At 68.5% G+C, this 17,586-nt stretch carries 13 protein-coding genes; 9 read left to right on the forward strand and 4 right to left on the reverse strand.

Going from position 1 to position 17,586, the window contains the following annotated elements; genetic code table 11:
- Positions 1–2: 2 nt before the first annotated feature.
- Together IM776_RS11510 and IM776_RS11515 are read right to left on the reverse strand one after the other, a co-directional pair.
- The gene (locus tag IM776_RS11510; RefSeq protein WP_194420229.1) at positions 3–3,317 is read right to left on the reverse strand and encodes a family 20 glycosylhydrolase; all 3,315 of its coding nucleotides are present in this window, start codon (positions 3,315–3,317) and stop codon (positions 3–5) included.
- Complete coding sequence (locus IM776_RS11515) at positions 3,308–4,525, reverse strand: alanine racemase (RefSeq protein WP_194420231.1); 1,218 nt, start codon at positions 4,523–4,525, stop codon at positions 3,308–3,310. The genes IM776_RS11510 and IM776_RS11515 overlap by 10 nt, the downstream gene beginning before the upstream one ends.
- Positions 4,526–4,550: 25 nt before the next feature.
- On the opposite strand from IM776_RS11515, the gene IM776_RS11520 reads away from it, so the two are divergent.
- From IM776_RS11520 to IM776_RS11530, 3 genes are all read left to right on the forward strand, one after another.
- A complete protein-coding gene (locus IM776_RS11520) occupies positions 4,551–4,958 on the forward strand; it encodes a RidA family protein (protein WP_194420233.1) in 408 nt (135 codons plus the stop codon).
- A gap of 115 nt (positions 4,959–5,073) precedes the next feature.
- Positions 5,074–5,553: a hypothetical protein gene (locus IM776_RS11525; RefSeq protein ID WP_194420235.1), complete on the forward strand. Its 480-nt coding sequence runs from the start codon at positions 5,074–5,076 to the stop codon at positions 5,551–5,553.
- 136 nt (positions 5,554–5,689) lie between these two features.
- A complete protein-coding gene (locus IM776_RS11530; RefSeq protein WP_228479739.1) occupies positions 5,690–7,132 on the forward strand; it encodes a L,D-transpeptidase family protein in 1,443 nt (480 codons plus the stop codon).
- A gap of 75 nt (positions 7,133–7,207) precedes the next feature.
- On the opposite strand, the gene IM776_RS11535 is transcribed toward IM776_RS11530, so the two are convergent.
- The gene (locus IM776_RS11535; RefSeq protein ID WP_194420236.1) at positions 7,208–9,427 is read right to left on the reverse strand and encodes an NADP-dependent isocitrate dehydrogenase; all 2,220 of its coding nucleotides are present in this window, start codon (positions 9,425–9,427) and stop codon (positions 7,208–7,210) included.
- Between the two features lie 119 nt (positions 9,428–9,546).
- Here IM776_RS11535 and IM776_RS11540 point away from each other — a divergent pair, with 119 nt between their 5' ends.
- The 3 genes from IM776_RS11540 to IM776_RS11550 all read left to right on the forward strand — a co-directional run bounded on the left by IM776_RS11540 (position 9,547) and on the right by IM776_RS11550 (position 13,275).
- The gene (locus IM776_RS11540) at positions 9,547–10,005 is read left to right on the forward strand and encodes a GNAT family N-acetyltransferase (protein ID WP_194420237.1); all 459 of its coding nucleotides are present in this window, start codon (positions 9,547–9,549) and stop codon (positions 10,003–10,005) included.
- 117 nt (positions 10,006–10,122) lie between these two features.
- On the forward strand, positions 10,123–11,256 hold the full coding sequence (locus IM776_RS11545) for an ROK family transcriptional regulator (protein WP_194420238.1): 1,134 nt from the start codon (positions 10,123–10,125) through the stop codon (positions 11,254–11,256).
- Positions 11,257–11,262: 6 nt separating this feature from the next.
- The gene (locus tag IM776_RS11550; RefSeq protein WP_194420239.1) at positions 11,263–13,275 is read left to right on the forward strand and encodes a beta-galactosidase; all 2,013 of its coding nucleotides are present in this window, start codon (positions 11,263–11,265) and stop codon (positions 13,273–13,275) included.
- Here the strand turns inward: IM776_RS11550 and IM776_RS11555 are convergent.
- Complete coding sequence (locus tag IM776_RS11555) at positions 13,256–14,227, reverse strand: acetylxylan esterase (protein WP_194420240.1); 972 nt, start codon at positions 14,225–14,227, stop codon at positions 13,256–13,258. The genes IM776_RS11550 and IM776_RS11555 overlap by 20 nt on opposite strands.
- Positions 14,228–14,404: 177 nt before the next feature.
- Here IM776_RS11555 and IM776_RS11560 point away from each other — a divergent pair, with 177 nt between their 5' ends.
- The 3 genes from IM776_RS11560 to IM776_RS11570 are packed head-to-tail and all read left to right on the forward strand — an operon-like array spanning position 14,405 to position 17,585.
- On the forward strand, positions 14,405–15,715 hold the full coding sequence (locus IM776_RS11560; RefSeq protein ID WP_194420242.1) for an ABC transporter substrate-binding protein: 1,311 nt from the start codon (positions 14,405–14,407) through the stop codon (positions 15,713–15,715).
- 6 nt (positions 15,716–15,721) lie between these two features.
- Positions 15,722–16,657 carry a carbohydrate ABC transporter permease gene (locus tag IM776_RS11565; protein ID WP_228479740.1) on the forward strand — a complete coding sequence of 312 codons (936 nt, stop codon included), beginning with the start codon at positions 15,722–15,724 and terminating at the stop codon, positions 16,655–16,657.
- Positions 16,647–17,585, forward strand: coding sequence for a carbohydrate ABC transporter permease (locus IM776_RS11570; RefSeq protein WP_228479741.1), 939 nt, complete (start codon positions 16,647–16,649; stop codon positions 17,583–17,585). Before IM776_RS11565 ends, IM776_RS11570 begins: the two co-directional genes overlap by 11 nt.
- The last annotated feature ends 1 nt before the right edge of the window (position 17,586 follow it).

The raw sequence follows: 17,586 nt of genomic DNA on the forward strand, positions 1-17,586 counted from the left end.
TGTTAGTACACCTTACGAACAGAGGTTTCCGCAAGTCGGAGACCCGCGACGAGTTCTTCCACGATCCGCTCGCGATCGGCTGCGCTGATCGGCTTTCCCGGTATATCCGCTCGGCGCTGCTCCGGGGTCGGGCCGCTGAGCTGACGATACTGCACCCCGGCGGCCGCGAGGCGCCGCAGGTGAGTCGGCAGACGCTGGAGGAAATCCTCCACCTCCCCCGGATCGCCGCCGGCCCAGAGCCGCTCGGCGACCGCGCTCAGCCGCGGGAACATCGCGAAGTCCACGCGGTCGCGGGTGGGCAGGTGCTCCGTCCAGGTGTTCGCCTGCCCACCCGCGACCCCGTCCGGGAGGCGCAGCCCGTACGCATCCTCGATCGTCAACGGCGGGCCCACCGGCACGGGCTCGTCCGGCGACTCCGACTGCCGGTAGTCGAGATAGACGTTCATGTCGGGGCAGCCGATGACCGGGATGCCGCGGCGCAGCGCCTCCGCCATCGCCACCGGCCCTCGCCAGGCGAGGATGCGGACGCCGTCCGGAACGACGCCTTCGAGTACCTCATCCCATGCCAGGGCGGTGCGTCCGCGCGAGCGGACGTGGTCGACGAAGTGACGAGTGAACCACGGCTGCACCTCGTTCGCTGCGGTGAGCCCGAGTTCCCGCATCCGCCCGGCGACCGCCGGGCTCTGCGCCCACTCGTCGACGGGAACCTCGTCGCCGCCGATTCCGACCCACGGCGAGTCGAAGATGTCGCACAGTGCGTCGATGGCCGCGCGGCCGAACGCGAGCGCGTCATCCGTCGGCGCGAGGACGCGCGGGTTCACGCCGAACCGCTCCCACGGTGCGGTGACCGGGTCCCCGATGTCGGTGTTGCCGAGCTCCGGGTAGGCGGCGAGCGCGGCCTGCACGTGACCGGGGAGTTCGACCTCGGGCACGAGGGTGACGAAGCGCTCTGCGGCGTACTCGACGAGCCCCCGCAGCTCGGCGGTCGTGTAGAAGCCCTCGTGCAGCCCGGGTTCGACGATCGCGAGCGGGCCGTGACCGCGCTGGGTGGCCTCGCGTCGCGCGCCGGCCTCGGTGAGGCGGGGGTATGCCGGCACCTCGAATCGCCAGCCCTGGTCGTCGGTGAGGTGCAGGTGGAGGACGTTGAGGTGGTGCGCCGCCAGCAGGTCGATGAGGCGGCGGATGTCATCGGCCGGCCGGAAGTGGCGTGCGACGTCGAGCATCGCCCCGCGCCATCCGTACGCCGGTGCGCCCTGCCAGGTGCCGGCCGGGATGCAGGTCGATCGAGAGGGCGGTTCAGCACGGTTCGGAGCGTCGGCACCGTGCTCGAGCGCCCTTTCGACACCGGCTCCCCCGGTTTCGGGTGCGATCAGCTGCCGGAGAGTCGTCGCCGCCCGGAAGACGCCGACGGGGGCGGCGCCGGTGAGCTCGACACGATCGGCGGTGACGTCGATGCGGAAAGCCTCCTCACCGCCGACGGCGGCATCCACTCGGAGCACGATCGGCGCGGCGTCCGGCGCCGGGTCGGCGACCAGATCCAGGCTCTCGCGCAGTCGTGCGGCGACCGCGGCGAGCTCGGCGGGGGCTTCGACCGGAGTGTCGCGGCGCAGCCGGAACGGCAGCGCCTGCGCATCGATCGCGGCTTTCACCAGCGGCACCGTCGCACGGTGCGGCGGCGGCGGCATGCGAAGCGCGCGTCCGGGCGTCGCGCCGGTGACGTCACCATCCGAGACGACCGGGATGCCGGCGACGAGCACCTCGACGATCCCGGTCGGCGTCGCACGCGGGTCGTCGAAGGTGGCGCCGGCGGCGATCGTGTCGGGATCGAAGAGCACGAGGTCGGCGGTGGCGCCTTCGCGGATGACACCGCGAGGCGCATCTCCGCGATGCAGGCCGAGCCGGCGGGCGGGCGTGCCGGAGAGGTGCTGCACGGCCTGCTCCAGGCTGAGCACGCCGAGTTCGCGCACGTAGTGGCCGAGGTAGCGCGGGAACGTGCCGAAGCCGCGCGGGTGCGGCTTCGCGCCGATCAGGATGCCGTCGCTGCCGCCTGTGTGGCGGGGGTGACGCATGATGGCGCGGACGTTCGCCTCGTCACCGATGTGCATGAGGATGCCGGTGGCGCCGGCATCCGCCACGATCGTGTCGAGCACGATGTCGACCGCGCGACGGCCCTCGTCCGCCGCGATCTGCGCGACCGTGCGCCCGACGAGACCGGCGAGGGCCGCATTGGCGGTGCCGGAGATCTCGATCTGCGACCAGTCCGCGCGCTCGCCGTGGAAGCCGTCGCAGCCGATCTCCTCGAGCTCGACGCGCACCCGCTCGCGCTCGTCGGAGTCCAGGGCGCGGATCGCCGTGATCAGATCGCCTCCCTCCGCGAGCCTGCTGGGCAGCAGTGCCGAGAGCGTCGTCGCGCCGGGCAGGTACGGGTAGGTGTCGAGGGTGACGTCCACCCCGTCCGCGACGGCGTCGTCGACCAGGGCGAGCAGGTCGGCGGCGCGACCGCGATTGGGCGCGAAGTTCATGGTGGCGTGGGTGAGGTGGACGGCGCAGCCCGTGCGGCGGCCGATGTCGAGAACCTCGCGATAGGCGTCCAGCGCTCCCCCGCCGTAACTGCGCGTATGCGGGGCCCAGTAACCGCCGCGCTCGGCCACGACGCGGCAGAGCGCCTCGAGCTCGTCCGTGGAGGCGTACATGCCGGGCGTGTAGGTGAGGCCGCTCGACATGCCGAACGCGCCGGCGTCCAGCGCCGCTCCGAGCTGCGTGCACATCGCCTCGATCTCGCTCGGCGTCGCCGGCCGGTTCGCGTGCCCGACGGTCATCATCCGCAGGTTGCCCTGCGGCACGAGCACGGCGGCGTTCGCGGTGGTCGCGTCGTCGATCGCGGTGAGCAGGTCGTCCATCGTCCGCCACGGGACGTCGGCGGGCGATCCGTTCCAGCCGGCGATCTGCGCGGGGATGACGGATGCCGCGGCGTCGTCGAGCGGCGCGTAGCCGAGCCCGTCCTGGCCGAGGACCTCGGTCGTGACGCCCTGGCGGATCTTCGCCTGATGCGCCGCGCCCCTCAGCACGGCGAGGTCGCTGTGCGCGTGCATGTCGATGAACCCGGGGGCGAGGACGAGACCGTCCGCGGCGACCTCGACGGCGCCGTCCGGCAGCTCGAGGGTGCGCTCGTCGCCGGCGCGGAGGACGGCGACGATCCGCTCGCCCTCGACCGCGACATCGGCGGCGTACCGCGCCGCGCCGGTGCCGTCGACGACGGTCGCACCGCGATAGACCCGTACGCGCCCCGCGGCTGCGTGATCGCTGCTCAGAAGCATGTCGCCACCGCACCGATCACGCGCGGGTCGTCGGCATCGGGGTCGTCGATCAGCGGGATGACGCGCCATTTGTCGAACGCCGTGCAGGGGTGCGAGAGTCCGAGGCGCACGACCGCGCCCACTGGTGCCTCCGCGCCCGGTTCGAGGTGCAGGAACGCGTGCTGGTCGTTCAGCGCGGTGATCTCGCCCCGGACGGACTGCGGCACCGGGAGGTCGATGTCGAAGGGGACGTCGCGACGGCCGGCGTCCAGCAGGGCGAGGCCGGGCTCGGGCTGCGACACGACGCGCGCCCAGGCGTGCATGGCCGAGCGCAGCGGCGCGGTGCCCGTCAGCGGACCGAACGGCGACATCCGCGAGTAGAAGCCGTCGTCGTGGATCTGGAAGGCGCCCGATCGCAGCACGATCTCGGCCTCGTCCCCCAGCGGCGCGAGGACGGCGGCCGCCCGATCGGGGAACGCGCTACCGCCCGCGGTGAGGATGGGCCGGGCGACGCCCGGGTAGGACAGTCGCCCGTGCAGTTCGACGATCGTGCCGAGGTACGCGTCGACGGCCTGCACGGATTCCGCGCTGCGGTCGGGCCCGAACGGGCCCTCGTAGCCGCCGACGCCCGTCAAGCGGAGGCCGGGGGCGTCGGTGATGGCCTGTGCGATCCGCTCCCCCTCATCGACGGTTCGCGCGCCGGTGCGTCCGCCGGCGCCGCCGAGCTCGACGAGGACGTCGAGCGGATGCCGCGGTTCGATGCCCGCGCTCGCGAGCAGAGCGACGGAATCCGTCGAGTCGACCCAGCAGATGATCCGCAGATCGGGGTCTGCGATGAGCGCTCTGCCGAGGTCGGCGGCGGCCGCGGCATCCGTCACGGCGTTCGCGATGAACACGCGGCGCACTCCCGCTTCGATGGCGACTGACGCCTGCCACGGCGTGGCGACCGTGATGCCCCAGGCACCGGCATCCAGCAGTCGCTGCCAGAGCGCCGGTGCCATCGTGGTCTTGCCGTGCGGCGCGAGCACGACCCCGGCGGCTGCGGCCCAGTCGAGCACGGTGCGCTCGTTGTGCTCGAGGGCGTCCGCATGCACGGTCATCACCGGGGTGCTGAACTCCGAGAGCCTCAGATCGGCATCCGCGATCTCGGACAGGCGCCTGCCGTGCGCCCGCGCGGGGAACGCCTTCGCCCACGTGCCGACGACCGGATCCGGAATTAGTAGAGGCATCTAACAAGGCTACTAGGCTGTGGGCATGAGCACGAAGACCCGAGTCACGACAGACGCCGCACCGGCACCCGCCCACACCTTCTCGCAGGGAGTCCGCAAGGGCCCGTTCGTCCAGGTGTCCGGCCAGGGCCCGGTCGATCCGTCGAGCGGCGAGTACCTCTTCGAGGGCGACGTCGCCGCCCAGACCACGCGCACCCTGGAGAACGTCAAGGCGATCGTCGAGGCCTCGGGCGCGACCTTCGATGACGTCGTCATGCTGCGCGTCTACCTCACGCAGCGCTCGGACTTCGCGGCGATGAACGACGCGTACGGCGAGTTCGTCACAGCGCACACGCCCAGCGGCGTGCTGCCCTCGCGCACCACAGTGTTCACCGGCCTCCCCCGCGAGGAGATGCTCGTGGAGATCGACGGGATCGCGATCGTCGAAGGCTGACCAGGCGACGATGGGTCAATCTCCCCATCGTCGTTCCGCGGTGAGTGTGTTTGACTGACTCACCGACCGGAGAATCGCACAGCACTTCGCCGTGCCACCAATGAGGGAAGAACACATGAACCGCCGTATCGCCGCATTCGCCATCGCCAGCGTCGCCATCCTCGGACTCACCGCCTGCTCGGGCGGTGCCCCGGAGGACACCGCGAACGACTCGGCCGACTCGGGTGACTCGGCCCCCGCGGAGGAGACGACAACCGACCAGTCGGTCGAAGATGCCTGTGGCATCGTCATTCCGCAGCTGACCGAGGCCAGCACCGCGATGTCCGAGATCGACATGACCGCCGCCGAGGCCGACCCGCAGGCGACCGTCGATCAGTTCAACAGCTTCGTCGGGACGCTCGGCGAGACCGTCGACAGCGTCTCGAACGCCGAGGTCAAGGAGGCCACGGCCGCCGTCTACGAGGACTTCACGGCCCTCGGCGACCTGCTCACCAAGGTCGTCGTCGAGCAGGACATGTCCGCGGCCGGCGAGCTCAGCGCCATCACGGGCGACGTGACCGCATCGGCGACCGCGCTCCAGGAGCTGTGCAGCTGATCATCACCGCCTGAACCGAGAGGCCCCGGGATCTTCGGATCCCGGGGCCTCTCGGGTTGCGGAACCGTTGCTTCCCTGTTATCACGCGACCCGTATGATGGGGGGAATGTCGCGTTGAATCACGGGGGGTGAATTCGTGACCGATCTTGTTGCAGCACCGGGTGCAGACACGGCCCAGACCACCATCATCACAGGGACTCTGCCACCGAACGACGGTGACAGACCGCTGGCGTGGGCACCGTACGAACCCGCTCCGAAGAAGCGTCGGACCGGCCTCTGGGTAGGCCTGGGCGTCGGGGCGCTGCTCATCGCCGCCGGTGCGGCATCGATGGTTCTGATCGCGCCGGGCACCACCATCGCCGGCATCCCCGTCGGCGGGCTCACGCCCGGGGCCGCCGCCGATGCCGTCAGCTCCCGTCTCGCTGACGTGGAGATCGCGTTCACAGACGCCAGCGGCGACCCCTCCGTCACCGGCGCTGACCTGGGCGCATCCGTCGACGCCGTGGCGCTGGCGAATGAGGCGTTCGCCGAGCACCCGATGTGGAACCTCGGCGCGTGGATGCCCGAGCCGATCGCCGCCGACATCACACTCGACACCGAGGTCGCCCACGACAAGCTCCGCTCGCTGCTGCCTACGACCTACGAGGATGCCGTCGACGCCGGCGTCGTCTTCGACGCCGCTTCCAAGTCGTACGTGACCACTCCGGCCGAATCCGGCACCGGCGTCGATCTCGACGCTCTGATCGGCTCGATCGCTGCGACGATCACCGGGGGCGGCGACGTCGTGACCTACTCCGGTGCTCCGGCTGAAGCCCCGGCCGCCGTCAGCGATGCCGAGGCGACGACCGTCGCCGACCAGCTGAACACCATGCTCGGCTCCCTCGGGTTCTACGTGGGCGAGGAGCGCACGGTGCCGGTGGGACCCGCTGTCGCTGCGACCTGGCTCGAGGTCGTCGACGATGATGGCGAGCTGCGCATCACGGCCGACGAGACCGCGATCCAGGAGACAGTCGACAAGCTGCCCGGGCTCGTGAACCGCGAACCCGTGGACGCCGAGGTCGTCGTCAACTCCGGCGGCGACGTGCTCAGCGAGGTCACCGCCGGAGTCAACGGCCGCGAGCTCGGCGATGTCAGCCAGGCCGCATCGGAGTTCGCGGAGCAGCTGCAGAACGGCGACGCGGCCTACGCGCTCGAGGTGACGGAGCCCGAGTTCGCCACGACGACGCTGCACCGTTACATCGACCTGAACCTCAGCAACCAGCGCGCGGTCCTGTACCAGAACGGCAACGTGGTGCACTCCTGGGCGATCTCGTCGGGCCTGCCGGCCACGCCGACCCCCACGGGCAACTTCACCGTGTTCGCGCACACCCGCATCCAGGACATGGTCGGCCGCGACTACGTCACCGAGGACGTGCCGTTCAACACCTGGTTCGCGCCGGACATCGCCTTCCACGGCGCCTACTGGCACAACAACTTCGGCACCCAGATGAGCCACGGCTGCGTGAACATGCCGGTGTGGCAGGCCGAGTACGTCTACAACTGGGCCCCCGTTGGCACCGAGGTCTCCGTCCACTGGTGAGACTCGCCCGCCGCATGGCCCGGAGACGCGAGTGGGGCGGATGCCGCAGCATCCGCCCCACCCTTCGTTCTTCCCTTACGCGATCGCGTCGATGATCCCGTTCAGCGTCTGCGACGGGCGCATGATCTGTGCGACCTTGGCGACGTCGGGGCGGTAGTAGCCTCCGATGTCGGCCGCGGCGCCCTGGGCGCCGTTGAGCTCGGCGACGATCTCCTGCTCCTTGGCGGTGAGGTCGGCGGCGATCGACGCGAACGCCGCAGCGAGCTCGGGGTCCTTCGTCTGCGCGGCCAGCTCCTGCGCCCAGTACAGGCCCAGGTAGAAGTGGCTGCCGCGGTTGTCGATCGTACCGAGCTTGCGGCCCGGCGAGCGGTCCTCTTCGAGGAAGGTGCCGGTCGCGGCATCCAGAGTCTCGGCGAGGACGCGAGCCTTCTCGTTGCCGGTGCGGTCCGCGAAGTGCTCGAGCGAGGCCGCCAGGGCGAAGAACTCGCCGAGCGAGTCCCAGCGCAGGTAGTTCTCCTCGACGAGCTGCTGCACGTGCTTCGGGGCCGAGCCGCCCGCGCCGGTCTCGAACAGACCACCGCCGGCGAGCAGCGGGACGATGCTCAGCATCTTCGCCGACGTGCCGACCTCGAGGATCGGGAACAGGTCGGTCAGGTAGTCGCGCAGCACGTTGCCGGTGACCGAGATGGTGTCGAGCCCGTGGCGCATGCGCGCGAGCGTGTAGCGCGTCGCCTCCTCGGGGGCGAGGATCGAGATCTGCGCTCCTGTGGTGTCGAGGGTGGCGAGGGCCTGGTGCACCTTGGCGATCAGCTGCGCGTCGTGCGCGCGGTTCAGGTCGAGCCAGAACACGGCAGGCGCACCGGTCGCCTGCGCGCGAGAGACCGCGAGACGCACCCAGTCCATGACCGGGATGTGCTTGGTCTGCGTGGCGCGCCAGATGTCGCCCGCGCCCACGGTGTGCTCGATGACGACGGTTCCGTCGCCGTCGACGACCTCGACGCGCCCGGCCGAGGCGATCTCGAACGTCTTGTCGTGGCTGCCGTACTCCTCGGCCGCCTGCGCCATGAGCCCGACGTTGGGGACGGTGCCGATCGTGGCGGGGTTGAGGGGCCCGTTCGCGATCACGTCGTCGATCACTGCCTGGTAGACACCGGCGTACGACGAGTCGGGGATCACGGCGAGCGTGTCGTCCTCGCCGCCGTCGGCACCCCACAGCTTGCCGCCGTTGCGGACCAGAGCGGGCATCGAGGCGTCCACGATGACGTCCGAAGGGACGTGCAGGTTCGTGATGCCCTTGTCGGAGTTGACGTATGACAGGCGGGGACCGTTCTCGACCGCCGTGGTGAAGTCGGCTGCGACCTCCTCGCCGCCGGTGATGTTCGCCAGCCCTGCGAGGATCGAGCCGAGGCCGTCGTTCGCGCTGAGGCCTGCGGCGGCGAGCTGGTCGCCGAACCGGGCGAAGACGTCGGCGAAGAACGCCTTGACGACGTGACCGAAGATGATCGGGTCGGAGACCTTCATCATGGTCGCCTTGAGGTGCACCGAGTAGAGCACGTCGTCGTTCTTGGCCGTCTCGAGCGTTTCGGCGAGGAAGGCGTCGAGGGCGGATGCTGACAGGAACGTCGCGTCGACGATCTCGCGCGGCAGCACCTTGAGGTTGTCCTTGAGCACGGTGACCGTGCCGTCCTCCGCGGTGTGGCGGATGGTCAGCACATCGTCGTGAGCCGCGATCCAGCTCTTCTCGTTGTGCTTGAAGTCGTCGTGCCCCATGGTGGCGACGCGGGTCTTCGAGCCGTCGGGGAACGGCTTGTTCGTGTGCGGGTGCTTCTTGGCGTAGTTCTTGACGGCCAGCGGAGCACGGCGGTCGCTGTTGCCCTCGCGCAGTACGGGGTTCACTGCAGAGCCCTTGATGCGGTCGTAGCGGGCGCGGATGTCCTTCTCCTCGAGCGAGGACGGCTCATCGGGGAAGCTCGGGATGTCGTAGCCCTGGCCCTGCAGCTCCGCGATGGCGGCCTTGAGCTGCGGGATGGATGCCGAGATGTTCGGCAGCTTGATGATGTTGGCCTCGGGGAGGGTGGCGAGACCGCCGAGTTCGGCGAGCGCGTCGGACACCTCCTGGTCGGCGGTGAGGCGCTGCGGGAACGCGGCGAGGATGCGGCCGGCGAGCGAGATGTCGCGCGTCTCGATCTCGATTCCGGCCTTGCCCGCGTAGGCCTGCACGATCGGGAGGAGCGAAGCGGTGGCGAGTGCCGGTGCCTCGTCCGTGTAGGTGTAGATGATGGCGTCGTCGGTCACCGGGAGATTCTCCGTTCACGAGTCAAATTTGTCTCGATACCAAGATACCTGAGCGCCCCGTGCGGGGTTCGCCGAGAAGTTTTGGCCGCGGATGCCGCGCAAGAGGTTACCCTGGGCGTATGACGGAACTGCGCGTGGTCGAACTCTCCGCGGCGACGATCGTCGCCGTGAACAATCTGTCCCTCAAACCGGGGCAGGAGCAGTACCTTGCGCCGGTCTCCTACGGGATCGCGGCCACCGTGATCAACCCGCAGACGTCGTGGCAGCGCGTCGTTCTCGACCGCAACGAGGTCGTCGGGTTCGTCAGCGCCAACTTCGATCCGGAGGCGCCCGAAGAGCACTTCCGCTCGGTGCTGTGGCGCATCAACGTCGACGCCGACGATCAGGGCCGGGGCATCGGTCGGTTCGCCGTCGAGGCCCTCATCGAGGAGGCGCGCACCCGCGGCATGAACCACGTCGACGTGATCTACGAGGCAGGCGACGCCGGTCCCGGCGCGTTCTTCGAGCGCGTCGGATTCTCTCAGGTCGGTGAGACGGAGTACGGCGAGGTCATCGCCTCCATCCAGGTCACCGCCTAGTACCGGCGGCGGGGTCTCGAACCCCCTCCCCAGCGAGGCTCCGTCGCCCTCGGAACGACATCGCGAATTAGTCGCACGGTGCAACAAAATTACCGCGAACCCCGGTAGGATCGCGGCATGCCCCGAACCACCTGGTCCTGGCCTGTGCTGCATGACGCACAGCGCGACGTGCTCCTGGAAGTGCTCGTGCATGGGCCGCTCTCCCGCGCTGAGCTCACCCGGCGAACCGGGATGTCCCGCGCCTCGCTGTCCCGGCTCTCCCGCGACCTGGTGGAGCACGGCGTGGTCACCGAAGGCGAAGCCGAATTGCGCCCGGGCCGCGGGCGCCCCTCGGAGACCCTTCATGTGCGCCCGGATGCCGCCCGGTTCGCGGGAATCAAGCTCACCGGCGACGTCCTGTACGCTGCGGTCGTCGATCTCTCAGCGCGCGTGGTGGACACCGTTGAACACCCTCTGCCGTCCCGTGAGGTCGACGATGTCGTCGAACTCATCGGCGCGGTGATCGACGGTCTTCGCGAAGCTCATGACCGCATTGCCGCCGTGGGCGTCTGCCTCGCCGGTGACGTTGTCGGGGCCGATGGCCGTCGGAGGATCGTGGGATCGCACTTCCTCGGCTGGGAGAACATCCCGCTCGCCGATCTCGTCAGCGCCCGGACCGGGCTGCCCACCGAGATCGGCAACGATGTCCAGTCGCTCACGGCCGCCCACCATTGGTTCGGGGCCGGTCGCGGTGCGACCTCGCTGGCGCTGATCGGCATCGGCGCCGGCATCGGCGCCGGCATCGTCGTGGGGGACGCCATGATCCGAGGCGCCCACGGACATCCGGGCAAGGTCGGGCACATGCGGGTGAGCGACACGGGGCCGCAGTGCGATCGCGGGCACACCGGCTGCGTGTCCTCCTATGTGACGATTCCGGCTGTACGGCAGCGGGCGGGCGACGCCCCCTTCGAGCAGGTGATCGCCCGCGCGAGAACCGGCGAGGAGACCGCGTCGCTCGCTGTCCGAGACGCTGTTCGTGCACTCGGAGTGGTCATCGGCAATCTCGTGTGCATCGCAGACGTGCAGAAAGTCATCGTGACGGGCGAAGGACTGCCGCTCGCTCAATTCGACGATGCGCTCCTGGCGGCCGCCGTCGCCGATGCGCTCGATCCGGCCGCCGAAGCGCCCCCCATCGAGCTCCACCCGTTCCGATTCGCCGACTATGCGTGGGCGGCCGCCGTCAGCGCCATCCGCCTCGTGCTCTCAACCTGAGGAACCATGCCAGCGCAACGCTCATCCGCTCCTTCCCCTCGCGCACCATTGCTGTTCGGCGGCGACTACAACCCCGAGCAGTGGGACCGGTCCGTCTGGTTGGAGGACATCGCGCTGATGCGCGAAGCCGGCGTCAACATCGTCACACTCGGTGTCTTCGCCTGGGGCCTGCTGGAAGTCGATGATGACCGCTGGGACTGGGGCTGGTTCGACGAAGTGATCGGACTGCTGGCGCGATCCGAGATCTCGATCGATCTCGCGACGCCTACGGCCTCGCCTCCCATCTGGCTGCATCGCGAGCATCCCGAGATCCTCCCGGTCGATCGCCGGGGCATCCGCTACCACCAGGGCGGCCGCCTCCAGTGGTGTCCGAGCCACCCGGTCTGGCAACGGTACGCCTCGCGCGTGGCCACGCGGCTCGGTGAGCGTTACGGGCAGCATCCTTCGGTGACGATGTGGCACATCAGCAACGAACTCGGCGGAGGCAATCGCCGTTGTTACTGCGACCAGTCGACCTTCGCGTTCAGGGCGTGGCTGGAGCGGCGCTACGGGACCGTCGACGCTCTCAACGCGGCGTGGGGCACCGCTTTCTGGGGACACCGATACCGCCGCTTCGACGACGTCCTCGCACCGCTGGACAGTGAATCCGCGCAGAACCCGTCCCTCGTACTGGACTTCGACCGATTCAGCTCCGACGCCCTGCTCGATCATTTCCGGATGGAGCGGGACGCTCTGCGCCGTGCTGGGGTCACGGCGCCCATCACGACGAACCTCATGGTGGCTCCCCAGGGGAGCGTCGCGGACTACGCGTCCTGGACGCAGGACCTGGACGTCATCGCCATCGACCATTACACGATCGCCGACGACCCCCACCGACATCGGGAGCTGTCGCAGGTGGCCGCCCGCACGCGAGGACTCGCCCCGTCCCGGCCGTGGATGGTGATGGAGCACTCGACCTCGGCCGTCAACTGGCAGGTCCGGAACTCCCCGAAGGCGCCGGGAGAGATGCTCCGCAACAGTGTGCAGCATGTCGCGCACGGCGCCGACGGGGCGCTGTTCTTCCAATGGCGCGCGTCAGCGTCGGGCGCGGAGCAGTTCCACTCGGCGATGGTCCCGCATGCGGGGGCCGAGACCCGCCAGTGGCGGGAGGTCGTCGAGCTCGGCTCGACACTCGCCTCGATCAGTGACGTGGCCGGCAGTCTGGTCGAGCGCTCCGAGGCGGCGATCCTCACGGATGACGTCTCGCTCTGGGCGTGGCAGGCGGGACAGAAGCCGCTCAACGATCATGCGCTGCATGAGGATGGCCGCCGATGGTTCGAGGCGCTGTCCACCCACGGGTTCGGCCCGGATGTGCTTCCGTCGCACGCGAGTCTCGACGGCTACCGGCTCATCGTGCTTCCCTCGCTGTATCTGGTCGACGATGAGACGGTCGAGCGCGTGATGCGGGCAGCCGACGCCGGCGCCACCGTGGTCGTCGGGGCGCTCTCCGGGATCGCGGATGCGGACAATCGGATCCGCCTCGGCGGATACCCCGGCGCTTTCCGCGACTTCCTCGGCATCTTCGGCGAGGAACTGCACCCGCTGCTGCGCGGCGAGACGGTGCTGCTCGGCTCCGGCGCGCGCGTCGCAGACCTGATCACCCGCGTGCGGACGACGGATGCCGAGATCATCGACAGCTACGCCGACGGTCCGCTCGAAGGCATGCCTGCCATCACTCGACGCCGGTTCGGGCGGGGCCAGGCCTGGCACGTGTCCGGCCTGATCCAGGATGGCCTCGACGCTGTGGTGACGACACTGGCGCAGGCCGCCGGCATCAGCCGCCGGCTGCCCGCCACCGCGACGGTCGAAGCCGTCCGCCGCGTGTCGGCGGACGGCTCATGGCTGTTCCTCATCAATCACGGCACCGCCGACGAGGAGATCGAGGCGTGGGGCGCCGACGCGATATCCGGCCGTCCCGCCGAGGGGCTGTTCCACCTGGATGCCGGCGCCGTCGCCGTCATCAGGGAGCGACGCGGGTAGCCAGCCACTCCGCCTGCCTCACCCACTGATGCGTCTGCCCGCCCTCGTGGCCGTTGTAGGTGTAGACCTCGATCGCACGGTCCTCGACGCCCAGATGGTTGTACGCCGCGAAGACGCTGGACGGCAGGACGATGCCGTCCATCAGAGCCACCGAGAACAGCGCTGGCACGTGCACGCGTCGCGCGAAGTTCACGCCGTCGAAATAGGACAGTGTGCGGAAGACGCGCTCGTCCTGATCCCTGTGCACGGCGAGGTAGCGAGTGATCTCCATGAAGGGCTGATCCGGCGTCATCTGCACCGAACGGCTGAAATGGCAGAGGAACGGCACGTCAGGCATGACGCCGCTGAGGCCGGGAACGAGCGCGGCCGCCGCAAGGGCGATGCCGCCGCCCTGGCTCGCGCCGGTGATCGAGACCCTGGCCGGATCGACGAATTCGAACTCGCGAACGGCGTCGATCAATCTCACGGCATCCGTGAAGACGCGACGGTAGTAGTACGTCTCAGGAGCGCTGATGCCTCGTGTCATGAACCCCGGCACCGCCCCCTCCGACCCGTGCGGATCGGCGGTGTCGCCACCTGTTCCCCACCCGCTGCCCTGTCCCCGCGTGTCCATGAGCACATGCACATAGCCGGCCGCAGCCCACTGCAGTCGCTCGCCTGCGACGCCGCGACCGCCGTTGTACCCGATGTACTCGACCACCGCCGGCAAGCGTCCCTCTGTTCGCGGCCGCGTGATCCAGGCCCGGATCGGCTCACCGCCGTACCCTGGAAACGTCAGATCTTCGACGATGAGTTCGCGGATCGGCGTCGATGCCTCGACGATGTCGACGACTCCTCCGATGGCCCGCGCCTCGTTCAGCGTGCGGCGCCAGAATTCGTCGAAATCATCCGGTTCGACCACCTCTGGGCGGTACGAGCGCAGCTGTTCGATGGGCAGGTCCGTCAATGCCATGTTCTTCCTCCGAGTACATCATCGCCGCCGCGAATACATCCGATCAATTTTCGAACCGCGCTTGACTTTATGTTTCAGCACAACACAAAATAGCATCCGGAAGCATCCCGACTGCGCTTCCTCGGCAACGCCGCCCTGCACGGGTCACGACACCGTCGTCTGAAAGGAACACGTCACATGAAATCTGCACGCCCCCTCACGCGTACACCGCTCCGCTGGGCCGCCGCCCTTGCGGTGCCGGCATTCGCCATCGGTGCGCTCTCCGCCTGCTCCGCTGATAGCGCGCAGCCGAGCGCCGACGATCCCGTCACCATCGATTTCTGGGGCTGGGTCCCTGGGCTCGAAGACCTCGTCGCTCAGTGGAACGACGAGAACGAGGACATCCAAGTCACCTTCCACCGCATGACCGGCGACGACGGTCAGAAGGTGGAGGCAGCTGTCGACGCGGGCAAGGGACCCGACCTCGTGCAGCTGTCCACGCACAACCTCCCCGAGTATGTGATCAGTGAACGTGTCGTGGACATCACGGAGTACGTCTCCGAGTACGAATCGAACTACACGCCGGCGTCGTGGTCTGCCGTGTCCTTCGACGACCACGTCTTCGGCGTGCCGCAGGGCATCGGCCCGGCAGCGACCATGTACCGCACTGACATCTTCGACCAGTACGACCTCGAAGTCCCGGAGACCTGGGACGAGTACCTCGAGACCGCCCGCGCGCTGAAGACCGCCAACCCGGACATCTATATCGCGAACATGTCGCCGAGCGAGATCGGTCAGTGGTCGCAGGAGATCCAACAGGCCGAGAGCAGTTGGTACGGCATCGACGGCGACTCCTGGACTGTCGGCGTCAACGACGAGGGCAGTCAGCTCGTCGCCGAAAGATGGCAGACCCTGCTCGACGAGGGTCTCGTCACGACCGAACAGATGTGGACGCCCGAATACTGGGCACTGGTGAACTCCGGCAAGATCGCCACGATCACCTACGCCGCGTGGTTCCCGAGCCTGATCGCCGAGAACGCCGCCGACACGTCAGGCGACTGGGCGGTGACGGCGATGCCGAAGAACGCCGGCTCGGAGAACTCCGGCGACTCCGGCGGCGCGGCCGTCGTCGTGCTGAAGAACACGAAGAACGCCGAGGCGGCAGCGAAGTTCGCGTCATGGCTCAACGGCTCCGACGACACGCAGGATGCACTGATCACCGTCGGCGGCCTGTTCCCTTCCACCGAGAACGGGCTGGCATCCGAGGCTCTGCTGCAGGAGTCCGACTTCTACGGCGGCCAGGTCATCAACGAAGTGTTCATCGAGTCGGCCAAGAACACCCCGAACACCTGGGTTGAGGGGCCGAACTACGGCAGCATCCAGACCGCACTGCTGGACGAGTTCGCCAAGGTGGTGAACGGCCAGCAGACCTTCCTCGAGGCGCTCGACATCGCCCAGGACGCGGCGATCGCCGATCTGAAGTCTCGCGGCCTCAGCGTCGCGGAGTGATCTGACGTGACCAGCATCCGCATGTCCTCCCGGCGCCGGTTCTCCGGCGCCGGGAGGCCCTGGGTCCCGTACGCGTTCGTCGCGCCGTTCGTGATCGTGTTCGTCGTGTTCCTCGTCGCCCCGATCGCCGTCGGTGTCGTCAACAGCCTGTACTCGCGCCAGTCCACCGGCCTGGGGTTCGGCGGCTCGAGCATAGAGTTCGTCGGTTTCGAGAACTTCTTCCGCGCCTTCGCGGATGAGGACTTCCTGCTCGGCTTCCCCAAGGTCCTCCTCTACGGCGCCATCCAGGTTCCGGTCATGATGATCATCGCCGCGGGCCTCGCTCTTCTCTTCGATTCCGCACTCGTGAAGGCGAAGCGCTTCTTCCAGTTCGCGGTCTTCCTCCCCTACGCGGTGCCCAGCGTCATCGCGGCGCTCCTCTGGGGCTTTCTCTACCAGCCGTCCGTGAGTCCGATCCTGCAGTTCCTCTCCTCCATCGGCATCGACATCAATCTGCTCGGCCCGGGTACGGTCTGGTGGTCGATCGGAAACATCAATCTGTGGTCGCTGATCGGCATCAACATGATCATCCTCTTCTCCGCGCTGCAGTCCGTGCCCCGCGAGATGTACGAGGCCGCTCGCATCGACGGGGCCGGCGAAGTGCGCACGGCCCTGCAGATCAAGCTGCCGATGATCACGCCCGCGGTCCTCTTGACGACGCTGTCCAGCGTGATCGGCACTCTGCAGCTGTTCAACGAGCCGCAGGTGCTGCAGTCGATCACCTCCAACATCCCGAGCGATTTCACTCCGAACATGGCGATCTACGCGGCTTCCACACTCGGCAAGGACTCGAACCTGTCCTCCGCGATGGCAGTGATCCTGGGGCTCGCGACGCTGATCGTCTCGCTGCTCCTGCTCGCCGCCAACAAGCGCAACGCCAAGGGGGCCACCGATGGCATCTGACCTGCTCACCGCCACCAGCCTCGACACCCGAGCGGTGACCGCTCCGGACACGAAGCCGCGACGACGCACCACCTTCGTCAACGGCGACCGCGTGCACCGCGGATGGATGCTCGTCGTCACGATCGTGATGGTGATCGTGGCCGCCTACTTCCTCGTCCCGGTGCTGTGGCTCGTGATCGCCTCGACGAAGTCCACCGGAGACCTGTTCTCCACGCCTGGCTTCGCCTTCGCGGACTGGCACCTGTGGGACAACCTGGCCGCTCTGAACAGCTACGAGGACGGCATCTTCTGGCGCTGGGGCCTGAACTCGATCATCTACTCGGTGATCGGTTCGGTGTTCACCACGCTGGTGTGCGCGCTGACCGGCTACGCCCTGGCCGTCTACCGCTTCCGCGGTCGAGCCGTACTCATCACCGTCGTCCTCGCCAGCCTGCTCGTGCCCGGATCCGTCATCGCTCAGCCCACGTACGTGCTGCTGGTGCAGCTCGGCCTGGACAACACCTATCTCGGGCTGCTGCTTCCGGCTCTGTGCTATCCATTCGGCGTTCTCCTGTGCTTCATCTACGCACAGGGGGCCGTGCCGATCGAACTCGTCGAGGCCGCCCGCCTCGACGGGGCCGGAGAGTTCCGGATCTTCGCGACCATCGGCCTCCGCCTCATGTCCACCGGAATGGTCACAGTGCTGCTGTTCGCCTTCCTCGGCAGCTGGAACAGCTACATCCTCCCCCTGCTGGTACTCACGGACTCGTCGCTCATGCCGCTCACGGTGGGGCTCACGGGCTGGAGCCAGGCCTCGATCACGATCCCCGGTCTGCAGATCCTCACGGTCGTCGGATCGCTGGTCTCGATCATCCCGATCGCGATCGTGTTCCTGTCGTTGCAGCGGTTCTGGCGCGCGGGCCTCACTGCAGGCAGCGTGCGCGGCTGAG

The organism is Microbacterium abyssi, assembly GCF_015277895.1.
Lineage (GTDB): Bacteria > Actinomycetota > Actinomycetes > Actinomycetales > Microbacteriaceae > Microbacterium > Microbacterium abyssi.